This window comes from Flavobacterium sp. AK-345, assembly GCF_058310175.1.
In genome coordinates this window covers 115514-137558 of record NZ_JBZEER010000013.1, presented here as the reverse complement: position 1 = coordinate 137558, position 22045 = coordinate 115514, and the positions used below count along the sequence as shown (strand labels likewise).

The 22045-nt window shown below is 35.3% G+C and carries 10 protein-coding genes; 1 reads left to right on the top strand and 9 read right to left on the bottom strand.

The features are described from left to right. Window positions 1-211: 211 nt before the first annotated feature. The 6 genes from AC4FQ3_RS19665 to AC4FQ3_RS19640 form a co-directional block, all read right to left on the bottom strand. The gene (locus tag AC4FQ3_RS19665) at window positions 212-2650 is read right to left on the bottom strand and encodes a DUF4982 domain-containing protein (RefSeq protein ID WP_491182992.1); all 2439 of its coding nucleotides are present in this window, start codon (window positions 2648-2650) and stop codon (window positions 212-214) included. Between the two features lie 83 nt (window positions 2651-2733). After that, window positions 2734-3765, bottom strand: a complete 1032-nt coding sequence (locus tag AC4FQ3_RS19660; protein WP_491182991.1) for a glycoside hydrolase family 53 protein — start codon at window positions 3763-3765, stop codon at window positions 2734-2736. 3 nt (window positions 3766-3768) lie between these two features. Then, window positions 3769-4866 (bottom strand): glycoside hydrolase family 53 protein, encoded by a 1098-nt coding sequence (locus AC4FQ3_RS19655; RefSeq protein WP_491182990.1) that lies wholly within the window; start codon window positions 4864-4866, stop codon window positions 3769-3771. 84 nt (window positions 4867-4950) lie between these two features. Continuing rightward, entirely contained in the window at window positions 4951-6018 is a 1068-nt protein-coding gene (locus AC4FQ3_RS19650; protein ID WP_491182989.1) for a SusE domain-containing protein, read from the bottom strand. A gap of 31 nt (window positions 6019-6049) precedes the next feature. Further along, window positions 6050-7657 (bottom strand): RagB/SusD family nutrient uptake outer membrane protein, encoded by a 1608-nt coding sequence (locus AC4FQ3_RS19645; protein ID WP_491182988.1) that lies wholly within the window; start codon window positions 7655-7657, stop codon window positions 6050-6052. A gap of 5 nt (window positions 7658-7662) precedes the next feature. Further along, window positions 7663-10605, bottom strand: a complete 2943-nt coding sequence (locus AC4FQ3_RS19640; protein ID WP_491182987.1) for a SusC/RagA family TonB-linked outer membrane protein — start codon at window positions 10603-10605, stop codon at window positions 7663-7665. A gap of 986 nt (window positions 10606-11591) precedes the next feature. Between AC4FQ3_RS19640 and AC4FQ3_RS19635 the strand changes: the two genes are divergently transcribed. Further along, window positions 11592-15650, top strand: a complete 4059-nt coding sequence (locus tag AC4FQ3_RS19635) for a hybrid sensor histidine kinase/response regulator transcription factor (RefSeq protein ID WP_491182986.1) — start codon at window positions 11592-11594, stop codon at window positions 15648-15650. A gap of 313 nt (window positions 15651-15963) precedes the next feature. On the opposite strand, the gene AC4FQ3_RS19630 is transcribed toward AC4FQ3_RS19635, so the two are convergent. From AC4FQ3_RS19630 to AC4FQ3_RS19620, 3 genes are read right to left on the bottom strand one after another with little or no spacing between them, the layout of a single operon-like run. After that, on the bottom strand, window positions 15964-18432 hold the full coding sequence (locus AC4FQ3_RS19630) for a glycoside hydrolase family 95 protein (protein WP_491182985.1): 2469 nt from the start codon (window positions 18430-18432) through the stop codon (window positions 15964-15966). Window positions 18433-18479: 47 nt separating this feature from the next. Next, window positions 18480-20456 (bottom strand): alpha-L-arabinofuranosidase family protein, encoded by a 1977-nt coding sequence (locus AC4FQ3_RS19625; protein WP_491182984.1) that lies wholly within the window; start codon window positions 20454-20456, stop codon window positions 18480-18482. A gap of 20 nt (window positions 20457-20476) precedes the next feature. Beyond that, window positions 20477-21916 carry a glycoside hydrolase family 28 protein gene (locus tag AC4FQ3_RS19620; RefSeq protein ID WP_491182983.1) on the bottom strand — a complete coding sequence of 480 codons (1440 nt, stop codon included), beginning with the start codon at window positions 21914-21916 and terminating at the stop codon, window positions 20477-20479. Between the last annotated feature and the right edge of the window lie 129 nt (window positions 21917-22045).

Sequence of the window (22045 nt, the reverse complement as noted above, 5' to 3'; positions counted from 1 at the left end):
TGATTTGATATAGTAAGGCATAACAAAAGTATTATAGACCTGTTTAAGTAATTAAACAAAAGAGACGATCCAGTGAGTGGATCGTCTCTTTTGTTTAATTACAAATTATAATTTTATATTCTTTTTCAGTTGATTACTATGTAAAACACTAATCTAAAAACATCACGGGTAATTTAAAAAAGGAAAAACATTTTCAATTAGAATATTCCAATTAAAATTCTGACTTTAAATTTATTTTACCTTTCTGAAGCCCTTTACCAGTTACTTCCAATTGTATTGCGCCTGCAGTCTTAATTGCTTTAACCAAAACAACCAGTTTACCGCTAAAAAGCTTCATTTTATTTTCATGAAATATTTCAAGTGATGTAGCGTCACCATTACAAGCTGCTCTGTATGTTGCTGCTCCAGTTACCTTAAATTGCAATTCATTAACTGCTGTAGGACATGGAATTCCGTTTTTATCTACAACCGAAACGGTTACAAAACTGATATCCTCGCCATCAGCCTTAATGACTTTTCGATCTGCTTCGAGAATGATTTTATAAGGATCTCCGGCGGTTTTAACCTCGCTTTCGGCAGCTATTTTTCCATTTGAATCAAATGCCACAACTTTTACAGTTCCAGGCTCATATTTTATATCATTCCACATTAAGCGATAACGGTTTTGCGGAGTTGAATTGTTTTTTTTCTGAACGCCCATACTTTTTCCATTTACAAAAAGTTCTGCGCTGTCGTAATTTGTGTAAACGAAAACCGGAGTAATTTCTCCTTCTCTTCCTTTCCAGTTCCAATGTGGCAAGATATGAAGTGTTTTATCCTCCTTATTCCATCTGCTTCTGTAAAGGTAAAAACGGTCTTTAGGAAGTCCTGCCAAATCAGAGATTCCGAAATAAGAACTTCTTGACGGCCATTTTTCATCATAAGGCGTAGGTTCTCCTAAATAGTCAAAACCAGTCCAGACAAATTCACCAATAACCCATGGTTTATCATCCTGAAGCACAAAATCTTCATCCGGAACATTCGACCAGCTGCAAGCTTCGAGATCATAAGACGAACATTGAAGATCATCGTATTGTTTTTCTTTTTGCTGTACAACAGGAAATTTATAGATTCCTCTTGAACTCACCGTTGAAGCTGTTTCTGATCCTAAAATAAATCCTTGTGGAAATGATTTATAAGCTTCTTCATAAAGATGAACTCTGTAATTCAGTCCCGGTACATTTAATAAAGATCCAAAACCGGATGCCATAGTTTGTTTTACCTGATCCATTCCGACAGTTACCGGGCGCGTAGGATCTTCTCTATGAAAAATATCCTGCAGAAATTTAGCTCTTGTCAAACCTTCGGCTCCATATTGATCCGGAACTTCATTTCCTGAACTCCACATGACAATACAAGGATGGTTTCGTGTGGCTCTCACTAAATTTACAATGTCTTTTTCTGCATATTCTTCAAAAAAACGATGATATCCATTTTGTACTTTGGGTTTAGCCCATTCATCAAAACTTTCTGCCAGAAACATAAATCCCATTTCATCAGCCAATTCAAGCTGTTCAAAAGAAGGCATATTATGAGAGCTTCTGATTGCATTGCATCCCATATCTTTTAGAATCGTAAGCTGTCTTCGAAGTGCCGCTTTGTTTACCGCTGCACCAAGAGGTCCAAGATCATGATGCAGACAAACTCCTTTAAATTTTGTCACTTTTCCGTTAAGGCTAAATCCTTTATTGGCTTCGTATTTAATAGATCTGATCCCGAATTTTATACTTTGTTCGTCTTTCAAAGTTCCGTCAGCTGCATATAATTTTGTTACTGCAGTATACAAATAAGGCGTTTCAGGACTCCATAAATGAGGATTGGCAACAGAAATGGTTTGATGAAATTTTCCATCTTTGATTTCTATAGCTTTCTGTGTTGCTACTATAGTATTAGCTGCATCTTTTATTTGAGTTATCATCGACAAATTATTGCCACTTACCTCAGCTTTAAGATCAACAACAGCAGTATTTTCTTTGATGTCCGGAGTTGTAATAAAAGTTCCCCATTGTACAAAGTTTTCTTCTTCTTTTACTACAATACTTACTTTTCTGTATAAACCAGCTCCTGGATACCATCTTGAAGAAAATGGCATATTGGTCAATTTTACTGCTAATATATTTTCTGATCCCGGAATGAGATCTTTAGAAATATCAATATAAAAATAACTGTATCCGTAACCCCACTCTCCTATTTTTTTACCGTTTAAATAAACCTGAGGTTCGCTCATCGCGCCTTCAAAAATAAGAAGTGCTTTTTTACCTTTTTTAAACTCAGGAATCGAAAATGTATTGCGATACCAGCCTGTACCAATATGCGGAAGCGCACCTGTACGGCCTGTTTTTTCGGTAGGAATTTTTTCTCCGTTTTGTTCAATTGCCGAAACCTGCTTGTCCCATTCTTTATCAAAAGGTCCGTAAATCGCCCAATCGTGCGGTACAGTCACTTTTTCCCATTTCGAAGCATCAAAATTTACAGAGAAAGCATCTTCTTTTACTGCTGCAGAAAAACGCCAGTTGTCTTTTAAAATAACTGTAGTTGATTGTGACATTATTTTTCCTGACGAAAAAATCAAAAGAAATACGAATATTATTGATCTAAAAATTAATTTCATTTTTTGTTTTGTTTTTCTACCATTAAGATATTAAGATCATTTAGCTTTATGAAACTTAATATCTTAATGGTAAAATTTAATTTTTAATTTTTGAAAGCATCCAATGCCGGCGAAGGTTTACCGTCTGAAAGCCAGGCATTCAATTGATAACCGCTCCAACTTTTTTCGCCTTGCGGTTCCCAATAAATAACGCCTAAACCTTTATTATTTGGTACGCTTTTTACGGCTTTTATAGTGGCTTCGAGCATTTCTTTGGTGTTTTGTACTTGTTCAAAATCACCTCCAACTTCGACCACCATAACTTCTTTATTGTAACGTGAAGCCATGTCTTTTAGATTATTTTCTAAATCTAATATAGTACTTTGATAATCGGTTTTAATCCAATACGGATAATATGACAAACCAATTACATCATATTTTACCTTATTTTCAGTGGCTTTATCAAAAAACCATCTGAATTTTTCACTTTTATTTCCTTCGTCTAAATGAACAATAACTTTAATTTTTGGATCGATGGCTTTTGTAGCTTCATATCCTTTATCCAGTAATTGTGCCAGCTGATTAAAATTATCTGTATGTCCTTCCGGCCAAAGCATACCACTCGGAATTTCATTTCCAACCTGAACCCATTCCGGCGTTACTCCTGCTTTTTTCAACAGTTGCAAAACATCATAAGTATGCTGGTAAACATCGGTTAACAATTCCGGAAAAGAATGTTTTGCCCATGCTGCAGGTTTATTTTGTTTTCCGGGATCTGCCCAGGAATCGCTGTAATGAAAATCGATCATGATGCGCATTCCCAATTTTTGAGCACGAACTGCCATGACAACTGTTTCTTGGGGACTGCAGTGTCCGCTGGCTTTATCATCATTCGGGTTAACCCAAACACGCAACCTGATCGTATTTATTCCACGGTCTTTTAGTAATTGCAGACAGTCTTTCTCAGAACCATCTGCATCATAAAATTTATAACCTGTCGCTTCCATTTGAGGCAGCCAACCGATATCAGCTCCTTTTGAAAAGGAGTTTTTTTCGCTAATCATTTTTGATTTACATGAAGTAAATGCAAGTACAATTAGCATCAAAAAAGATATAATTTTAAGTGAATTTTTCATGTTTTAGTCTTTACTGAAAGCCTCCATTACTGATAAGGCATTATTGTCAAAACTATATAAAGCCTGATTTTCGAATGTAGAACCACTTGTTGATTGTTGTCCTTTAAAAGCAACCCACTCGCCTCCCCAATACGCAAATCCTTGTCCAAATTGGGATGTTTTTACTATGTTTTTAATTTCCATAACAAACGTTCTTTGTCCCGCTGGAGTTGCCGGATATCCCGGTACCAACTGATCGTTTGTTCCTACAATATTATTAGTCTGATCATTGTGTAATAAAGTAAAAGGATAAGCGGTTTCTGCAATCAGGACTTTTTTACCGAATTTTTCTCCTAAAGCATCAATGGTATTTTTTACTTCTGTCAAATCTTTACCGTGCCAAACAGGATAATATGATAATCCGATATAATCATAATCAACACTTTTCATTTTGGTAAAAAACCAATCAGTTGCACCACCGTTTACACCTGCATAATGAATCATTATTTTTGTGTTTGGCGCTTTACTGCGAACTGTTGCACTGGCAGCAGTTAATAAAGCGATACATTGTTCTTCGTTACTAATTAAATTTCCTTGTGGCCACAATAATCCACTATTGATTTCATTACCAATTTGAATAATATCCGGATTGATTTCTGTAATTATTGTTGATGTATAATCGGTAACGGCTGTTTTTAAATCGGTAAAAGATAAATCTTTCCATTCTTCGGGAACAGTCTGCAAGGCTGGATCAGCCCAATTGTCAGAATAATGAACGGTAAGCCAAACTCTAAGTCCAGCTTGTCTTGCTTTTTGAGCCAATTGTTTTACTTCGCTTAAACCAGAACGCCCATTTACAGGGTTTTTCCATAAACGAATTCGGACTGTATTACAACCTGCATTTTTTAGTGTTGTAAGCATTCCTTCTACTTTGCCATTGCTGTAAAATTTAGTTCCTAAAGATTCCATTTGAGGAAGAAAAGAAACATCTGATGCTCTGATAAAAGTATCACTCGCATCTGGCGGATTCACCGCTTCTGTATCTGCAGAATCATTACTTGAGCACGAAAACTGAATTGCCGTTATAGCAAGTAACCCAAGAATTTTTATATATTTTTTCATGATATGAGTTATAGTGATTGAAATTTTGAATTTAGAAGAAGCCTCAAAATAAGTTGAGGCTTCTCTTATTTTTTTAAATTCAATTTATGGAGTTGGTATAAACATGTAACGACCATCTAAGTCATTGAACCAGATTTCATATTTTCCAGCCTCAACAATAATATCTCCACCATTATCGCCCCAGCTAACATCCCAGCTGTTGTTTGCTTTAAATTTCATTTTTCCGGCTTGTAAAGTTTGAGTAACTTTCCAGATATGACCATCAAAATCAGATTTTACTAAAGGAACATCCATATTCCATCCCGCGTCATCTCCTGTTAATACAGATCCTGTCAGAGTAATCACCGCATACGTTGTCATTAGTCCTGTGTAAGGCTCAATTTTATAAGTTAGTTCTTCAAGATTAATTTCAAAACTATAATAACCTGAAGCTGTTGTTGGAAACACACCCGGATCAGTATCGCTTTCGGTTGCTCTGTATTGTACTGCAGCACCATTTGTTCCGTAAGCCGGAGCCCAAAAACCAATTTGCTCAATTAATTTAAAACCATCTTTATTAAAATATCCTGTATAATAAAACTTTGCGTTTTCTTTTGTATCTCTGTAAATTGGCATATTGTTACTCGTTACACTCCATCCTGCAGCCGTACCAGGTCCTACTAAAAACAAATCAATTTTAGGGAATATACCTCTGTAAGGAGTCAGTGCAATCGTAATTGGCGTAGAAAATTTTGGCTCTGAAAGTGTTGTACCAACCGTTGATTTAATTCTAACATCGATTGTTCCTTCAACTTCAGCCGTAAGACCAAGTTCCAATGCTTTTGCATTCAGTTCTGCTACTGTAATACTGGCGTGAGTAGAAGTTGTAGACGTAATATCAACCGGAGCTGCAAATTCAGTATTACTGGCTGCAAACTGTACGGTATAGGTCACGATAGTAGGTGTTCCGTAACTCACTTTTTCCCAGGTAAAAGTCAGGGCAGTATTGTTAGGTGTGTCTTTGTTTAAAATAGTCGAAGAACCATTATCAGGAGTAATCATTGAAAAAGCAGCTTCCTGAGGCTCTACGATCATCAAATCTGTTTCGTTTTCACAAGACCAAAGTCCTGTAATTAAGGTAATAGCTATAAAAAATTTATATATATGTTTCATTTTTTGTATCGTTTATGTTTTAAAAAAAGTTTTAGTAACCCGTGTTTTGAGTCAAATTTCTATTGGCTCCCAATGATCCTTCCGGAATAGGAAAAACGCTCATGTAAGAAGGTATAGCGATTCCTTTTGAAGAATTTCCTTTCCATGCCCAATTGTAAGATCCGCCGGTATATTTTCCAAAACGAATAAGATCTTGTCTTCGGTGTGCTTCCCAATGTAATTCGCGAGCTCTTTCATCAATTAAAAAATCAAGAGTCAGTTCGCTTAAAGTAATGTTTCCAACAGTCAAATTACTATTAGCTCTTTGTCTTAAAGCATTTACATAATCTAATGCCTGAGCAGTTGTGCCGTTTCCACCTCTTAAAGTCGCTTCTGCATACATTAAATAAACATCGGCTAATCTGAATAATGGAAAATCAGTATCAGCATAAGTAGAACTTACACCGCTAACTCCTGCGGTAGTTTTATTAGAAAATTTAGATAAAATATAACCTTGTGTTTTTACGCCAATATCTTCAATATCAATTGATCTTTGTTTTGCCGGATCGCCCTGAACTCCTCTTCCTACCGTATTTCTGGTATCCTGACTGAATTTTGTACCGTCAAATTTTTGAGCAAATTCTTTTCTGATTCTAAGTGCTCCTGTCCAGCCGCCAACTCCAAAATCAGCACCATTGTTTTCCCAGGCACCAATTTGTCCGTTTGTTAAAACAGTTGTTGCTCCCCAGTTTTGAGAAACCGCCCCATCAGACTGGATTCCGAAAATGATTTCTTCAGAGGTATTGTTATCTGCTTTAAAATTGTCCAAATATTTTGGCTTTAAAGTATAACCGCTTGCTATAATTTCATTACACATTGTAATACAATCATCAAAACGATCGGCTTGAATATATACCTCGGCATTCAAATATATTTTTGCCAGAATCATACGTGCCATAGATTGGTCTAATCTTCCATATTCATTCGTTCTGGCTGCTTTTAAATCTGGTAAAACAGCTTTAAGTTCTGTTTCGATAAAATCAAATAATTGTTTTCTGTTAAACTCAGGTCCGGTAAAATTTACTGGATCATTTTCGGTATACATTGGTGCTTTTCCAAATAAATCCATCATGTTATAATACGCATACGCTCTTAAAACACGAACTTCCTGACGATAAAGTGCTATATCGGCCAAAGTTGCAGCATTTGTAATACCTCTCGAACTTAGTTTTTCTGGTGTACTCTGACGTAAAAATTCGTTTGCATAAGAAACAGAAACCATCGTTCTGCTAAACATTCCTAAAATAACCGGATTTGCAGCTGTCCAGATATTGCGTTGTAATTCTGCTGTTCCTCCGTCATTTTCATAACTCCAAACCAGTTCGTCTGTAGTTAATTCCTGCATGTATAATAAACATCTTGTAAACTGGCTTGTTCCGGCATCGACACCTTCCAGAGAAGAATCATTAGGACCAATAACTCCGGTTAAAGTCAGATTTCCGTACACACCTGCGAAAGCTTGTTTATATCCCTCAGGCGTAGAAAATAATACATCAGAAGAAAGAACATCGTCATCTTCTGAGACTACATTTAAATCATCAGTACAAGACTGAAAAACGGTAGTCAATGCTAAAATTGTTATTAAAATATATTTTTTCATCTTTATTAAAATTTAAGATTAAGACCAAATAAGATTGATCGTTGTCTTGGATAAATCGTTTTATCTACACCATTGTTGGTAATTTCAGGATCTAAGCCGCTGTATTTTGTAATTACAAAAACGTTCTGAACTCCTGTTGATATTCTTAACGATGCTTTACTGTTTAACCAATTGTTCAAAGTGTATCCTAACGTAACATTGTCCATTTTTAAGAAAGAAGCATTCTCTATATAAAGATCCGACAATACAACATTTGAAGTGGTTTGAAAATTAGTTTCTGTTATCTGAGACGGAACATTACTTAAAACCCCTCCGTTTTCCATAGCATCATATTGTGCTCTGCTTGCGTCTACGGCATTGAAAATTCGGTTACCAATACTGGCTCTTAAATTGAATGAAAAATCGAATTTTTTATAATTCATATTAGATGCAAATCCTAAAGTAAAATCCGGATCCGGATTATTATAAATGTATTTATCAGCATCATTTCTGATATTATCTCCATTTAAATCTGCAAAAGCGCCTTCAATTGGTTTTCCTTCGTTGTTGTATAATTGTTTGTATACGTAGAAAGAATACGGAGTATAACCTTCTCTGAAAATTTGTCCCGGAGTTCCTGTTCCTGCAATGTTGTCTCCTAAAAAGATATCGCTTCCGTTTACCAGATTTTTGATTCTTCTTTCAAATTTAGAGACATTAAAATTCATATTCCAATTGAAATTTTCTGTTTTTACAGCATTAGCATTAATCGTAAACTCGACACCTTTTGTGGTAAAACTCCCTACGTTTTGGTACACGCGGTTAGAGAAATTACTACCATCAGATATTGCTGCATTTACCAATAAATCTTTAGATTCTTTGTAATAAACATCAAGTCCGGCAGATAAGCGATTGTTTAAAAAACCAAAATCAAGACCTGCATTGTATGAAGTGGTTTCTTCCCATTTTAAATTGTTTGTTCTTTTTGAAGGAAGTGCAACCGGAATTGGGCTTTCGCCGAAGTAGTATTCAGAATTTCCACCGCCAAGCTGGTATTTTTGCAAATATCCGTTTGGCTCAGGAATATCCTGTTGTCCTGTAATACCATAACTTAATCTTAATTTCAAGTCAGATAATACCGTGCTTTCTTTAAAGAAATCTTCTTTGATTTTCCATGCAAAAGCTACGGATGGGAAATTCCCCCAACGATTTGCTTCTTCAAATCTTGAAGAACCATCTCTTCTGTAAGACAGCGTTAGTAAATATTTGTCTCTGAAATTTAAGTTTGTTCTGGCAAAGAATCCTAATAAAACAACATCTGTATCCAAAGTAGTTTCAGGATATGTTGATGGCAAATCCGGATTTAGGATATTACCGGTTTCAAATTTTGAACTTTGAAATTTTTGATACGAATAACCACCTGTCATTTCAAAAACAAGTGAGTTAAAAGTTTTGTTATAAACTAAATAAGTATCTAATAATTTATTTTTTCTGGTTGCTTCTGTATATTCATTTGTCCCGTACGGAATGTTGTTGTTTGACGGAGCAGAACCGGCATCAGCACCAACCAATCTTCTTCTGTCTCCATTCGATTCATCATAACCAACATTTACAACAGCTCTTAAAGCGGGTAAAAAGTGGAATTTATAATCAATTTCAAAATTTCCAAAAATTCTGTCGTTTGTTCCTCTGTCGTTTGTATTCAACAATTGCGAAACAGGATTTCTTGCTGCAGTCGAAACTAACGGATAATTTCCGTTGGCGTCTACACCGGTAGTATATTCAAAATAACCTCCGTAAGGCGCACCATCCACTTTTATGGGCTGTGTTGGATCAAAACCAATGGCAGATCCTTCAACAGCATCTGTAAATCTGTTTATTTCGTTTGTATAATTGGCCGAAAGTCTCAACTTTAAATGATTGTCAAGAAAAGTTGGATTCATTACTAAACCAACCGTGTTTCTTTTAAAATTATTAGTTAAACGCAATCCCTGCTGATCTGTATTTCCTAAAGTTAAACTCGTTGGAATGATATTGAATAAACTTCCTCTAACAGCTAAACTTTGATCTACCGTTCCTGTGTTTCTGTAAATTGCTTTTTGCCAATCTGTATTTGCAGTTCCCAGTTTATCCAGATCATCGCTTCTTCTATCTGCAATAACGCTTCTAAATTCATCTGCACTTAAAACATCAACCGTTTTAATCAGTGTACCCGCAGCATATTGTACATTATAATCTACAGACAATGTTTTGCTTCCTTTTTTGGTGGTAATAATAATAACACCATTTGATGCGCGTGAACCATAAATTGCAGAAGCCGATGCATCTTTTAAAACCGTAATAGATTCTACGGTTGCGGGATTTAAAGAAGCCAAAAATGAAGAGGCTCCTGTATTTGTAGTATTATCAAGAGGTAATCCGTCGATTACAATAAGAGGATCATTACTTGCAAAAAGCGAACTTCCTCCTCGAATTCTAATTTGAGAACTAGACCCCGGAGCACCCGTTGAGTTTACTGTTAAACCCGCTACCCTTCCGTTAAGCAGATTTTCTGTTGTAATATTATTTCCTTTGTTAAAGTCTTTTGTAGAAAGTGCAGTAACAGATCCGGTAGCATCTTTCTTTTTAACGCTTCCGTAACCTACCTGAACAACAACTTCTTTTAATTGATTATTATCTTCTTCAAGAGAAACAGTTATGTTTTTTTGTCCGGCAACCGCGATAGTCTGAGTGGTATAACCGGTATAGGAAAACGTAATTTTACTATCCGCTTTTACTCCGGATAATTGAAATTTTCCATCAAAGTCGGTCGATGTACTACTATTTGTTCCAGATACTTTTATGTTTACTCCCGGTATAGGCTGCTTAGTCCCTTTTTCCAGGACAACACCGCTAATCGTGTTTTGAGCCAAAACACAAAAAGGAAGCAAGAATAATAAAAGTAAAAATTTGGTTTTAATTATTTTCATACTTTTTTTAATTGGGTTGGTTTAAGTTAGTTTTTATTAATTAACTGTGGTAAAATGATTGCAGAGATATTAAGTTTACTCTTTTTTTTACATTAAGAAAAGGTTTTTCTCAATGAATTTTTCTTTGGAATGTTGGTCATGTTTAAAGTGTTTTTGGTTAAGATAATTGGTTAGTTTGTTTTAGTTGACTTACTCTGAATAAAAAATAAAATAAGATTACTCAAACGTTATAGCTTATCAACTCACTCTGCAAATTAAGCACAGAACAAGGTTTTAAGACAGGGAAAAATTCATTTATAAAAGGGGACAATTTCGTAAAAAGTGTGCATATGACACTTTATAAAAACATATTCTGTATTTTTTTTGCTGTAAAAAAATGATAATCTAAATAATTAACAGGTAAAATAAGAGATTTAGTAATTGATTGAGCTACCGATTTTTTTATCACTATGACATCAAAAAACAGCTTAAAAATTCTTGAAATCTTATTTTTTAAATTAAGTTAAGCTTTTAGAAAATAAAATTATTGCAAATAGAATCCGTTTTTATCCGCGTTTTTACTAAGTAAATCTGCTTTATCCGCGTTAAAATTAGACGCTGATTTTACTGATTCGCTAAAGCGAAAACGCTGATAAAAAACGGATTTTTCTAATTATTTTCCTGATTAAACTGTAGTGATTTTATAGATTTCCGCTTAACCAATGACATTCTGCTTCGGGACTATGTGTGAGAAACTAGTTTCTTTTGATTTATCTTTTCAAAATCATTAAATCTATGTTTCTATGTGTTAGAAAAAATTGCGCCCAACAGGTAATCACTATCTAAAAAAACCAGTAGTGTTTTTTAAACATTACATAATAATTGTTTTAATTTCGCAAAGTATACAGTTTGAAATATATTCACATAAAAATTGATCCCGCATTTAGATCACAACTCTTCCATTTTTCGTATATCAAAGAGCAACGTGCTTTATAAAAAAAAATTCTATGAATAAGTTAACGTTCTTTCTTGTTATTAGTCTTTTGCATATAAATGCATTTGGACAGAATTACCCGATAAGACATCTTGATATTTCATCAGGACTTTCAAACAATTCTGTTGCCTCTATATATCAGGACCAAAATGGCTATATGTGGTTTGGAACTTTTGATGGATTGAACAGATATGATGGAAATGATTTTAAGATTTACCGCCATATTCATACCGATCCAAATTCGATTCAGGGAAATGCCATTAGTTGTATCGAAGGTGACTTTGAAAACAATTTGTGGGTAGGAACAACTGCAGGACCAGTGGTTTTTAATGCAGAACGATCTTCTTTTAGTCCGCTGCAATATTATGATACGAATAAAAAAATAAAACCTTTAAACGTTACCGCCTACGAAATCATTGCGGTACATTCTCTACATATCATTCTCGTTGCTACAAAAGAGGCAATCGTTCTTTATAAGGAAGGTGAGAAAATTGGAACGGCAATACCCTTCAACGGAAAATTAAATTATATCGCAAGATCAATAGCTTATAATGCAAAAAAACAAATCTTCTACGTTTTTATAACCGGAACAGGTCTTTGCCAGTACGATATTAAATCAAATAAACTAACGCTTCTCAACAATACAATTACAGGTGCAAATTGCATTAAACTAACAAATGAAGGGCTCTGGATTGGATCAGACGAAGGCGCTTACTTATATAATGATAATCTGAATAGTTATTCTAAAAATTACTTTCTGGAAAAAACAGTCGTACGCGATTTTTATCAGCAACAAAACAGACTCTGGATAGCTACTGACGGTGCAGGTCTTTATACCATTACAAAAAATCAGACTACACCAGTTTTATATCGTGCCAGCGGTCCGGTTTCATTGCTTAACAGTACATCTTTGTATGATATATTCGAAAGTAAAACCGGAGAAATGTGGTTTGGAACCCTGCGTGGCGGCGTAAGCATGATGGGGAAAAAACCGCTCGATTTTAATCATTTTAAAAGCAAGGATCCTCTAACCAATAAAGAAGACGAAGATCCTGCCGCAAATTTCATGCTTTCTTTTTGTGAAGATGAAAAGAAAAATATCTGGATTGGTACTGATGGCGCCGGAATGCGATACTGGAACAGAAAACAAAATACCTACGATGTTTACTCGACAACTTCATCTGCCGGGAGAAAAATTCAGAGCAATTTTGTTACAAGTATTGTCAGGGATGCTGATAATGCCATTTGGGTGGCGATGTGGAAAGGCGGAGTCTGCCGTATTGATCCAAAATCTAAAGCAATTCAAAATTTCTCCATTTATAATCAGTTTACTAAAAAAGCAGAACAGGAATCGTGGCTGCTGTTTTTAGATTCGAAAAAAACGTTGTGGCTTGCTGTTACTAACGGCGGAGCGCTATATCAACTGGATAGAAAACAAAATAAATTCATTTGCTACAGTAATACTTTGCGCGATGTAACTTGCCTTTACGAAACCAAAGACGGAAAAATCTGGGGCGGAACTTTCAATTCTTTTTTTGAAATAAATCCAAAAATAAAAAAAATAAAAAACTACCATTCCGATTATACTATCAGATGTATAACCGAAGATCAAAACAAAAATCTCTGGATTGGTACTGTCGAAGGCGGTCTGCTTTTTTTCAACGCAAAAACAGGCACTTTCAAAAAATATACCACACAAAATGGTCTTTCGAGCAATACAATCCTTCGCCTTCTTGAAGACAAAAAAGGAAATTTATGGATGAGTACCTATCACGGAATTTCAAGATTGAATCCGAAGAACAATACTTTTAGAAACTTTGGTGTTTCTGATGGACTTCAGGGCAGTCAATTTAGCTGGAATGCCGGTACGGAACTTTCGACAGGAGAATTTATTTTTGGCGGTATAAATGGATTCAATGTTTTTGATCCTGATAATATAAAAGACAAAAAAAATACGGGCAAATTTTTATTGAATGATTTACTGGTAAACAATCAACCCTTAAAATTAGACAGTCCTTATATCACGGAAAAAAAACTCGAAATGATAAGCGGTGCCGAACTTCCTTATGAAAAATCAGCATTGAGTTTTGATTTTGTTTATCTTGATTATGTCAATTCCGAAAAAATTAATACCGCTTATTTTCTTGAAGGCTGGGACAAAGACTGGAACTATACCTCCAAAAATAACCGGGCAAATTATTCCCGATTAACAGAAGGAACCTATATTTTTAAAGTAAAAACAACCGATGTTTTTGGAAACTGGACTAATGAAGTAACGCTGGCAACGGTAAAAATCCTTCCGCCCTGGTACAGAACATGGTGGGCTTATACTTTTTACCTTATTGCTGCTGCCGGTGCCATTTATGCCTATGTAAGGTATCATAAAAATAAGGAAAGACTTCGCTACGAAATAAAATTGACCCGTATGGAGCATAAAAAAGACAAGGAACATGCCGAAAAGCAGTTTTCTATGTTTACTTATATGGCTCATGAACTGCGCACTCCCCTATCTTTAATTATAAATCCGCTAAAAAGTGCAATCGACAGAAAATCCCGTTCTGAAGATGATCTCGATCTGAATCTTGCCTATAAAAATGCCAAAAGATTATTGAGTCTTACGGATCAGTTGCTATTGTTTAGAAAAGCTGAAACGGATCTTGATGAACTCAAAATTTCTAAGATTAATCTAAACAGTTTGTGCCGCGAAATCTACGAAAGCTTTACGCAAATGGCAGCGGTTAAAAGTTTGAATTATGAATTTATTGAAGAAAAAACACCCGTTGAAATATATGGCGATTACGAAAAAATAGAGATTACACTTTTCAATTTAATTTCAAATGCTTTCAAATTTACCCCGAATAAAGGAGCTATAAGTATTGAGATAATAGAGAAAACGGCTGATGTTTCTATTATTATATCGGATACCGGCAGCGGAATTGATAAGAATGATATTGATACTATTTTTGAAGAATTCAAACAAGTTCAATCCAAAGCCAGCAATGGTTTTGGAATAGGTCTTTATGTTGCCAAATATTTTGTGACTAAACATCATGGCGAAATAAAATGTGAAAGTAAAGTTGGAAAAGGCACTACGTTTACTATTGTGCTTCCAAAAGGAAAAAGTCATTTTGCAGAAATAAACATCAATGACAATCATCCGCAAATGTCGCCTCTTGTAGGGGAACTTCTTGAAGGAATGCCGGCAGATAATCAAAATACAAATCAACCTACAAATCCTGAAAATATACAGTCAGCATTAATCAGTACGAAAAAAGTACTTTTAATCGTTGAAGACAATCCTGAAATGAATCATTATCTGGTACAGCTTTTCACCAAAAACTATATTGTGTATTCGGCAGTAAATGGAATTGAAGGATTAAAACTTGTTGAAAAACACATGCCTGATATTGTACTGAGCGATATTTCTATGGAAGGCATGAACGGTTTGGATTTATGTAAAAAAATCAAACAAAATGATGATTTAAGCCATATTCCGGTGATATTGCTCACAGCTACAACCAGCAATGATATTCATTTGCAGAGCATTACCGAAGGTGCAGACGATTATGTTACCAAACCTTTTGACAGCAATATACTTCTGGCACGCGTCGATGCTGTTCTTCGAAACAGAGGGCAATTACGCAAGTATTTCTTAGACAGCATAACACTTCGTGAAAATGTCAATAAAGTTCCTGTTGAATACAAAGAATTTCTTGATAAATGTATCGAAATCGTCGAGGCCAATCTTGAAAACAGCGAATTTAATTTAAAGAGTTTTTCTGCCGCAATGGGCATGAGTCATTCTAGTCTTTACAAAAAGATTAAAGCAATTTCAGGGCAAACTGTAAATGTTTTTATCAGGTCGATCAGGATCCGCAGAGCTGCCGTAATTATGCTTACAGAAAACATTAACATCGCACAGGTTGGGCCTCAGGTTGGTATCGAAGATCAGCGTTATTTCCGTCAACAGTTCGTAAAATTGTTTGGGATGAAACCTTCAGAGTATATCAAAAAATACAGAAATTCTTTTAATAAGGAATTGAATATCATTCAGAAGAGAGATATTACGTAATTAATTCAAGCTAATTAATAAGTGTAGTCCCTACGGGACAAAAAATGGAACAAATAATTGATTTCTACCAATATGTAATCTCTCCGAGATATTTATTAGTACTCCGTCAGAAGTTAAATATTGGTAGAATTTAAACACAATATTGTCATTTCGACGAAGGAGAAATCTCCGTGAGAAGCTCGACAAAGATTGGATTCTCTTTGCGGAGTTACTTGTGGAGATTTCTCCTTCGTCGAAATGACAAAATCTTTACGATTTTGCGTCTTTGCGAGAGATTTATTCACAATAATATTATATACTTTTCCCAGAAAGTCTATTTGGAGGGTACTACAATATATGAAATTCCCTTTTTAGTTTCAAATACTGCAGTATAACCAATAGACGATTTCTCACTTTTGATATTAAGCTTTTCAATTACAAATGGTGTTTCAGCTCTTACAGAACATTTACCACCATTATTAGACAGAATTGTTGCCTGTGTCATTTTACCACCCTCCCACTTTATAGCTACAGTAAAATTACCTTTTGCCGTAATACCTTTTATTTCACCGTCTGTCCAGGCATCTGGAAGAGCCGGCAGCAAATGAATTTCTTCATTTTGACTTTGCATTAACATCTCAATAACGCCCGCAGTTCCGGCAAAATTACCATCTATCTGAAAAGGCGGATGAGCATCAAAAAGATTCGGATAACATCCTCCATGCCTGCTGTACTTCGGATCATTATCTTTTGTTAACCTCAATTGGTTTTTGAATAATTTATAAGCATGATTTCCATCTAAAAGTCTTGCCCACAAATTTACTTTCCACGCCAAACTCCAGCCAGTACCATCATCACCGCGAAGTTCTAATGTTTTCTTTGCAGCTTCAGCTAATTGCGGAGTTTTTAACGGCGAAATTAAATTAGCCGGATGTAATGCATAAAGGTGCGAAGTATGTCTGTGATGCGGATCTTCATCTTCAAAATCTTTATACCATTCCTGAAGCTGTCCTTTGCTGCCAATTTGAAAAGGAAGTAATTTGTCTGCCGCCTGGCTTACAGTTTGCCTGAATTCTAAATCAGTATTGAGCACTTTAGAGGCTTCAATGGTATTTTCAAATAAATCTTTTATGATTCCAATATCCATCGTCGAAGCTGTAGTTACTACACCTCCTTTTTTTCCATCATAAAAATATTTGTTTTCCGGTGATGTCGAAGGCATGGTTACCAGATAACCATTCTTGTCTTTTTGCAGCCAGTCTAAACTAAATTCTGCTGCACCTTTTATTATTGGATATACTTTTTTAAGATATGCCACATCGCCTGTATATTGGTAATGTTCCCATAAATGTCTGCTTAACCAATTGGCGCCCATGTACCAATTGGCCCACATCGGATCTCCTTTTCCAAAATCACCAACCGGATTTGTGGTTGCCCATATATCCGAATTATGATGCAGTACCCAACCGTTGGCATGATAATAACTTTTGGAGGTTTCAGCTCCTGTTACAGAAACATTTTTGATAAATTCGTCAAGCGGAAAAAACAATTCAGATAAACTTCCTGATTCTACAGGCCAGTAATTCATTTGTAAATTAATGTTTGTTGTATAATTACTGCTCCAAGGCGCGCGGAGTTTATTGTTCCAAATTCCCTGCAAATTGGCTGGCGTATTGTGTGTGCGTGATGAAGAAATTAAAAGATAACGTCCGTATTGAAAAAATAAAGCTTCAAGCCCCGCATCTTTTTCTCCTTTTGCATATTCTTCTAATCTTGTATCTGTTGGAAGGTTTGATTTATTGGTTTCTTTTTGATTAAGTTGTAATGAAACTCTGTTAAAGAAATGCTGAAAATCTGCAATATGTTCTTTTAATAAACTATCGTATTTTTTAGCAGAAGCTTTTTTAATTGGACTTTCTGCCAATTTATGTTCGTCTTTTCCCTGACTGTCCGGGCATTTATCAAATCCATTGAAACTGGTTGCTGCTGAAACAAAAAGTAATACTTCAGATGCATTTTTAATCACTAGTTTGTTTCCATCAGAACTTACTTCTCCATCTTTTATAATTGGTTTTATAATCAATTCAAAACGCATTCCTCTACAGCCCGTAGCATCCTCATAAACAACCGGTTCTTTGTTGTAATCAATATAATTTGGGTCTGAATGAGATGGTGCTTTTCCGTTTAAAACCAACGACTGATTTTGTATTGTTTTTTGATTTCTTAAAAGGCTTGAAGCATCAATTGTAAGAGAAAGTTTTTTTAACTGATCTGCCGAAAGTTTAATAACAATACATTGTGCAGGTGCCGAAGCAAATATTTCTCTTTTATAATTTACTCCGCTAACGCTAAAATTGGTAACCGCCAATCCGGTTTGCAGATCAAGACTTCTATGGTAAAGATCAGGCTTTTGTCCGCCAAAATCTTGTGTTAAAATAAGATCTCCCAGCGGCATAAAACTTTCGCTGTAAGCACCCTGCATATTTTTTGTCAAATTATATGCTTTTTCAAAATCTTCATTCGTAAGTGCTTCTCTAATCAGCGCCAGATTTTTAAAAGCATCCGGATTTACATTTTTCGCCACAGGTCCGCCGCTCCACAAAGTCGCTTCATTCAACTGAATTAATTCAGAATCTACTCTTCCAAAAACCATTGCTCCCAATGTGCCGTTTCCTATTGGTAAAGCTTCTGTCCATTCAACTGCGGGCTGGTTGTATTGCAATTTTAAATCCTGCGAATAGGAAGAAAATCCTGCCATTACTAATAGAAGAAAAAAGCTTTTTTTAAGAGAATTGTAGAGCATCTTTTTTAATTTTAGATTGAAAATTATTTTCTAAGCCAATAAAATTATTAAATCATTTTGAGTTTTAAAACAGTCACCGAATAAGCCGGAAGACTTAATTGCTGATTTCCTTTTGTTATTTTGTATTCGCTTTGTTTTGGAGTTATCTTTTTCGGATCTGCAAATGTATTTTCATCTTGCGTATTTGAACTTACAAGTCTAATAATTGTTCCTTTTGATCCTAATTTAGTTCCTTTTAAATCAAGACTAACATCTTGTCCTGATTCGGCTGTATTTACCAATTTCACAATTATTTCTTTGCTGTTCGCATCTTTTACTGCAGAAGCATATAAACTATTTTGTCCCGTTAAAGCTTTTCCTTCTTTGGTAATACTTAACAAATCTGTTCCTTTATTAGTTGAAAATAACTGCTGTACATAATAGTTTGCTGAACCGTAAGATTGTAAATTATTGAACCAAATCATATCTGGAGTCCACTGCCAGGCATCTTCGTGCGCCATTAAAGGTGCGTAAGATGTCAAATGAACTACTTCTGCATTTCTTTCTAATCCAGTCATAAAAGCGGCTTCAGAAAAAGCACATTCCCAATTATTTCTGTTGTTCGGATTTGCGCCTGAAACACTTTGTGCGGCATATTCTCCTGCAAATATTTTTGGACCTTTTCTGTCATAATTATCATAACGACCCGCGTTTTCTCTAAACCATTTCGGGCTTTCGTAATAATGCTCGTCTACCAATTCTGCATTTAGTTTTTTTAGTTCCTGCATAGCAAAATCAAAATGTTCGCCTGCAGGTGAAGGCCCGCTTCCTGAAACAATTATGATATTTGGATATTTTGCCTTAATTGCTTTTTCAAAAACTTTGTATCTGTCAATGTAATCTGGCCCCCATTGCTCGTTTCCAACTCCAATATATTTTAGATTAAATGGTTTTGGATGTCCCATATCGGAACGGATTTTCCCCCAAGTGGTCGTAACGGCACCGTTGGCAAATTCGATTAAATCTAAAGCGTCCTGTACATAAGGATCTAGTTCGTTTATAGGTGCCAATTCGCCTGTATTGTACTGGCAGGCCATTCCACAGCTTAAAATTGGCAATGGTTCTGCTCCAATATCTTCTGAAAGTTGGAAATACTCAAAAAATCCTAAACCAAAACTTTGAAAATAATCGGGTGTTTGTTTATGGTTGAATTCTACATTCCAGCGGTTCATCTTTGTCTCTCTATTGTCTACATTTCCAACCGATTTTTTCCATTGATAACGATCAGACAATGTTCTTCCTTCAACAATACAACCACCTGGAAAACGCAAAAATCCGGGCTTCATATCATATAAAAGCTGTACCAAATCTTTACGAAGACCATTTTTTCTGTTCTTCCAGGTATCTTCCGGAAAAAGCGAAATCATATCTAAATCTATCGTTCCTGTTCCTTCGAAAGTTATTTTTAATTTTGCTTTTGCTTCAGTTTGAGTTGCTGTAATTGATGCCGAATAATTCGTCCATTGATCTGATTTTGGAACAATACTCGTTTCTCCAATTACTTTTTGATCTTTATCAATAAGCTGGATTATAACCTTTTGAATTGCCGAATTGTGATTGGCTGCTTTTAATGAAAGGTTATATTTTGCATCTTTTTTCACTCCCATTCCTCTGAAGCCTTCATTTATTAAAGCGTAACCTTTAGCGTTATTAATTTCTACTCTGCAAAAAACAGTATTATTTGCCTCGATTTTAATTGGTGCTGCACTACCCGATTCCTTATTCAAAGAAGATCTTTTTGTATTGGGCTGTTCCCATCCCATCAAAGGTTTATCAAATTCAAAAGACCTGTTTTTAATCAATTCGGCATATAATCCTCCATCTGCAGCAAAATTGATATCTTCAAAAAACAAACCGAACATCGTAGGCTGAATTTTGGTGACGGTTTTCGTGGCATCAACTTCTAAAATTGTTTTTTGAGCATTTACATAAAAACTGCTTAAAAGCATACCAATGGTGAATGTTCTAAGGATATTATTTTTCATAGTTTTTGGAATGGAAGGAATTATTTTTTTACTGCCTCTAATTTAGCAGGAAAAGCTGATTGTCCGTCTAAATTTGTTACAATTAAATCATCTACATTTTTACTTTCGATCGCGTATTTAAAATATTCCGGTTTGTTTTTTCCCCATTGTACGGTACAATTCTGCACTTTGATACGTTCTGCCGAATCAAAATAGAATCCCGAAGTGCTTCCTTTTACAAAACCTTCTACATTAGAGGGACGTCTGTCATATACTCCACCAGGAAAAGAGGTTGTTTTATCAATAAAAACACTCACATTATCAAAAACAATGTTCTTGATTTTATCTTTAGATTCGCCACTTACAAACACCCCGTTTTCTCCTGTGCATTGAATATTAGAAAAATAAATATTCTTTATTTCGCCTACTTTTCCTTCTGTAGCTCCTTTTGGAAAACGCCAGTTGGCATCTTTATGATTTCCTTTTGATCTGCTAAAAGCCGTTACATAAATGGGTTCTGCTTTTCCCCACCAGGTATCTGTCGTTAATTTACCTTCGATAATAATATTAGAAAAAATAACATCGCTAACTGTTCCTTCATCTCGATTTTGAATTCCCAACGCGCGATTGCTGTTTTTAATGATACAATTATTGAAAACCACTTGTCTGATCGCATCCATATTTTCTGAACCAATTTTAATGGCACAACTGCTGCTCGTCATCGTGCAATTGGTCACCGTAATATTTTCGCAGGCTCCAAATTCTTCAAATTCTCTTCTGTTTTTCAAACAAATACAATCATCGCCGCTTTCGATATAACAATCGCTGATTCTCACATTTTTAGAGTGATCCAAATCGATACCGTCACTATTACGGACTTTTAAGCTGTTTAACAAAGTAATACCGCTAATAACAACATCATTACAGCCAACCAAATGAATGGTCCAATAAGCCGAATTTCCGATATGAACATCTTTGATTCTGATATTTTTTCCGCCAATAATGGTCAATACATGTGGTCGCGGATCAAGTACATTAAAAGGTTTCAATACATAAGAATCTTCCAGTTCTTCACCCATAAAAGAAATTCCGTTTCCATCTATTTTTCCGCTTCCGCTAATGGTAAAATCTTCTACATTTTCTCCTCCAATCCAAATTGTCCCTTCTCCCGGATTGGTTCTGAAAGCGCTTTTGGTGTATAATTTTTCATCCGGACTTGCCAATAATTTTGCTCCGGCTTCGATATGCAAATCAACTTTTGACTTTACATCAATTGGTCCGACCAAAAAGGTAAAAGGTGCCGGAATTAAAACTCTTCCGCCCGTTTTAGTGCAGGCATCAATTGCTTTTTGAATAGCGGCTGCATCATTGGTTTTTCCGTCTCCTTTTGCTCCGTATTTTTTAACGTCGTAAACCTTCTGTGCTGCAACTGTCAAGGAAATACAAAAAATTAGGATCGCGATTATAGATTTCTTTTTCATTACTTATTATTTATTAAAAACCTTGTTTAAGATAGTCTACAAAGTTTTTGGTTTATTTTTTTAATCTCGCAAAGTCGAAGCGTTTTTTTGTTTCACGCAGATTCTGCAGATTTTAGCAGATTTAATTAG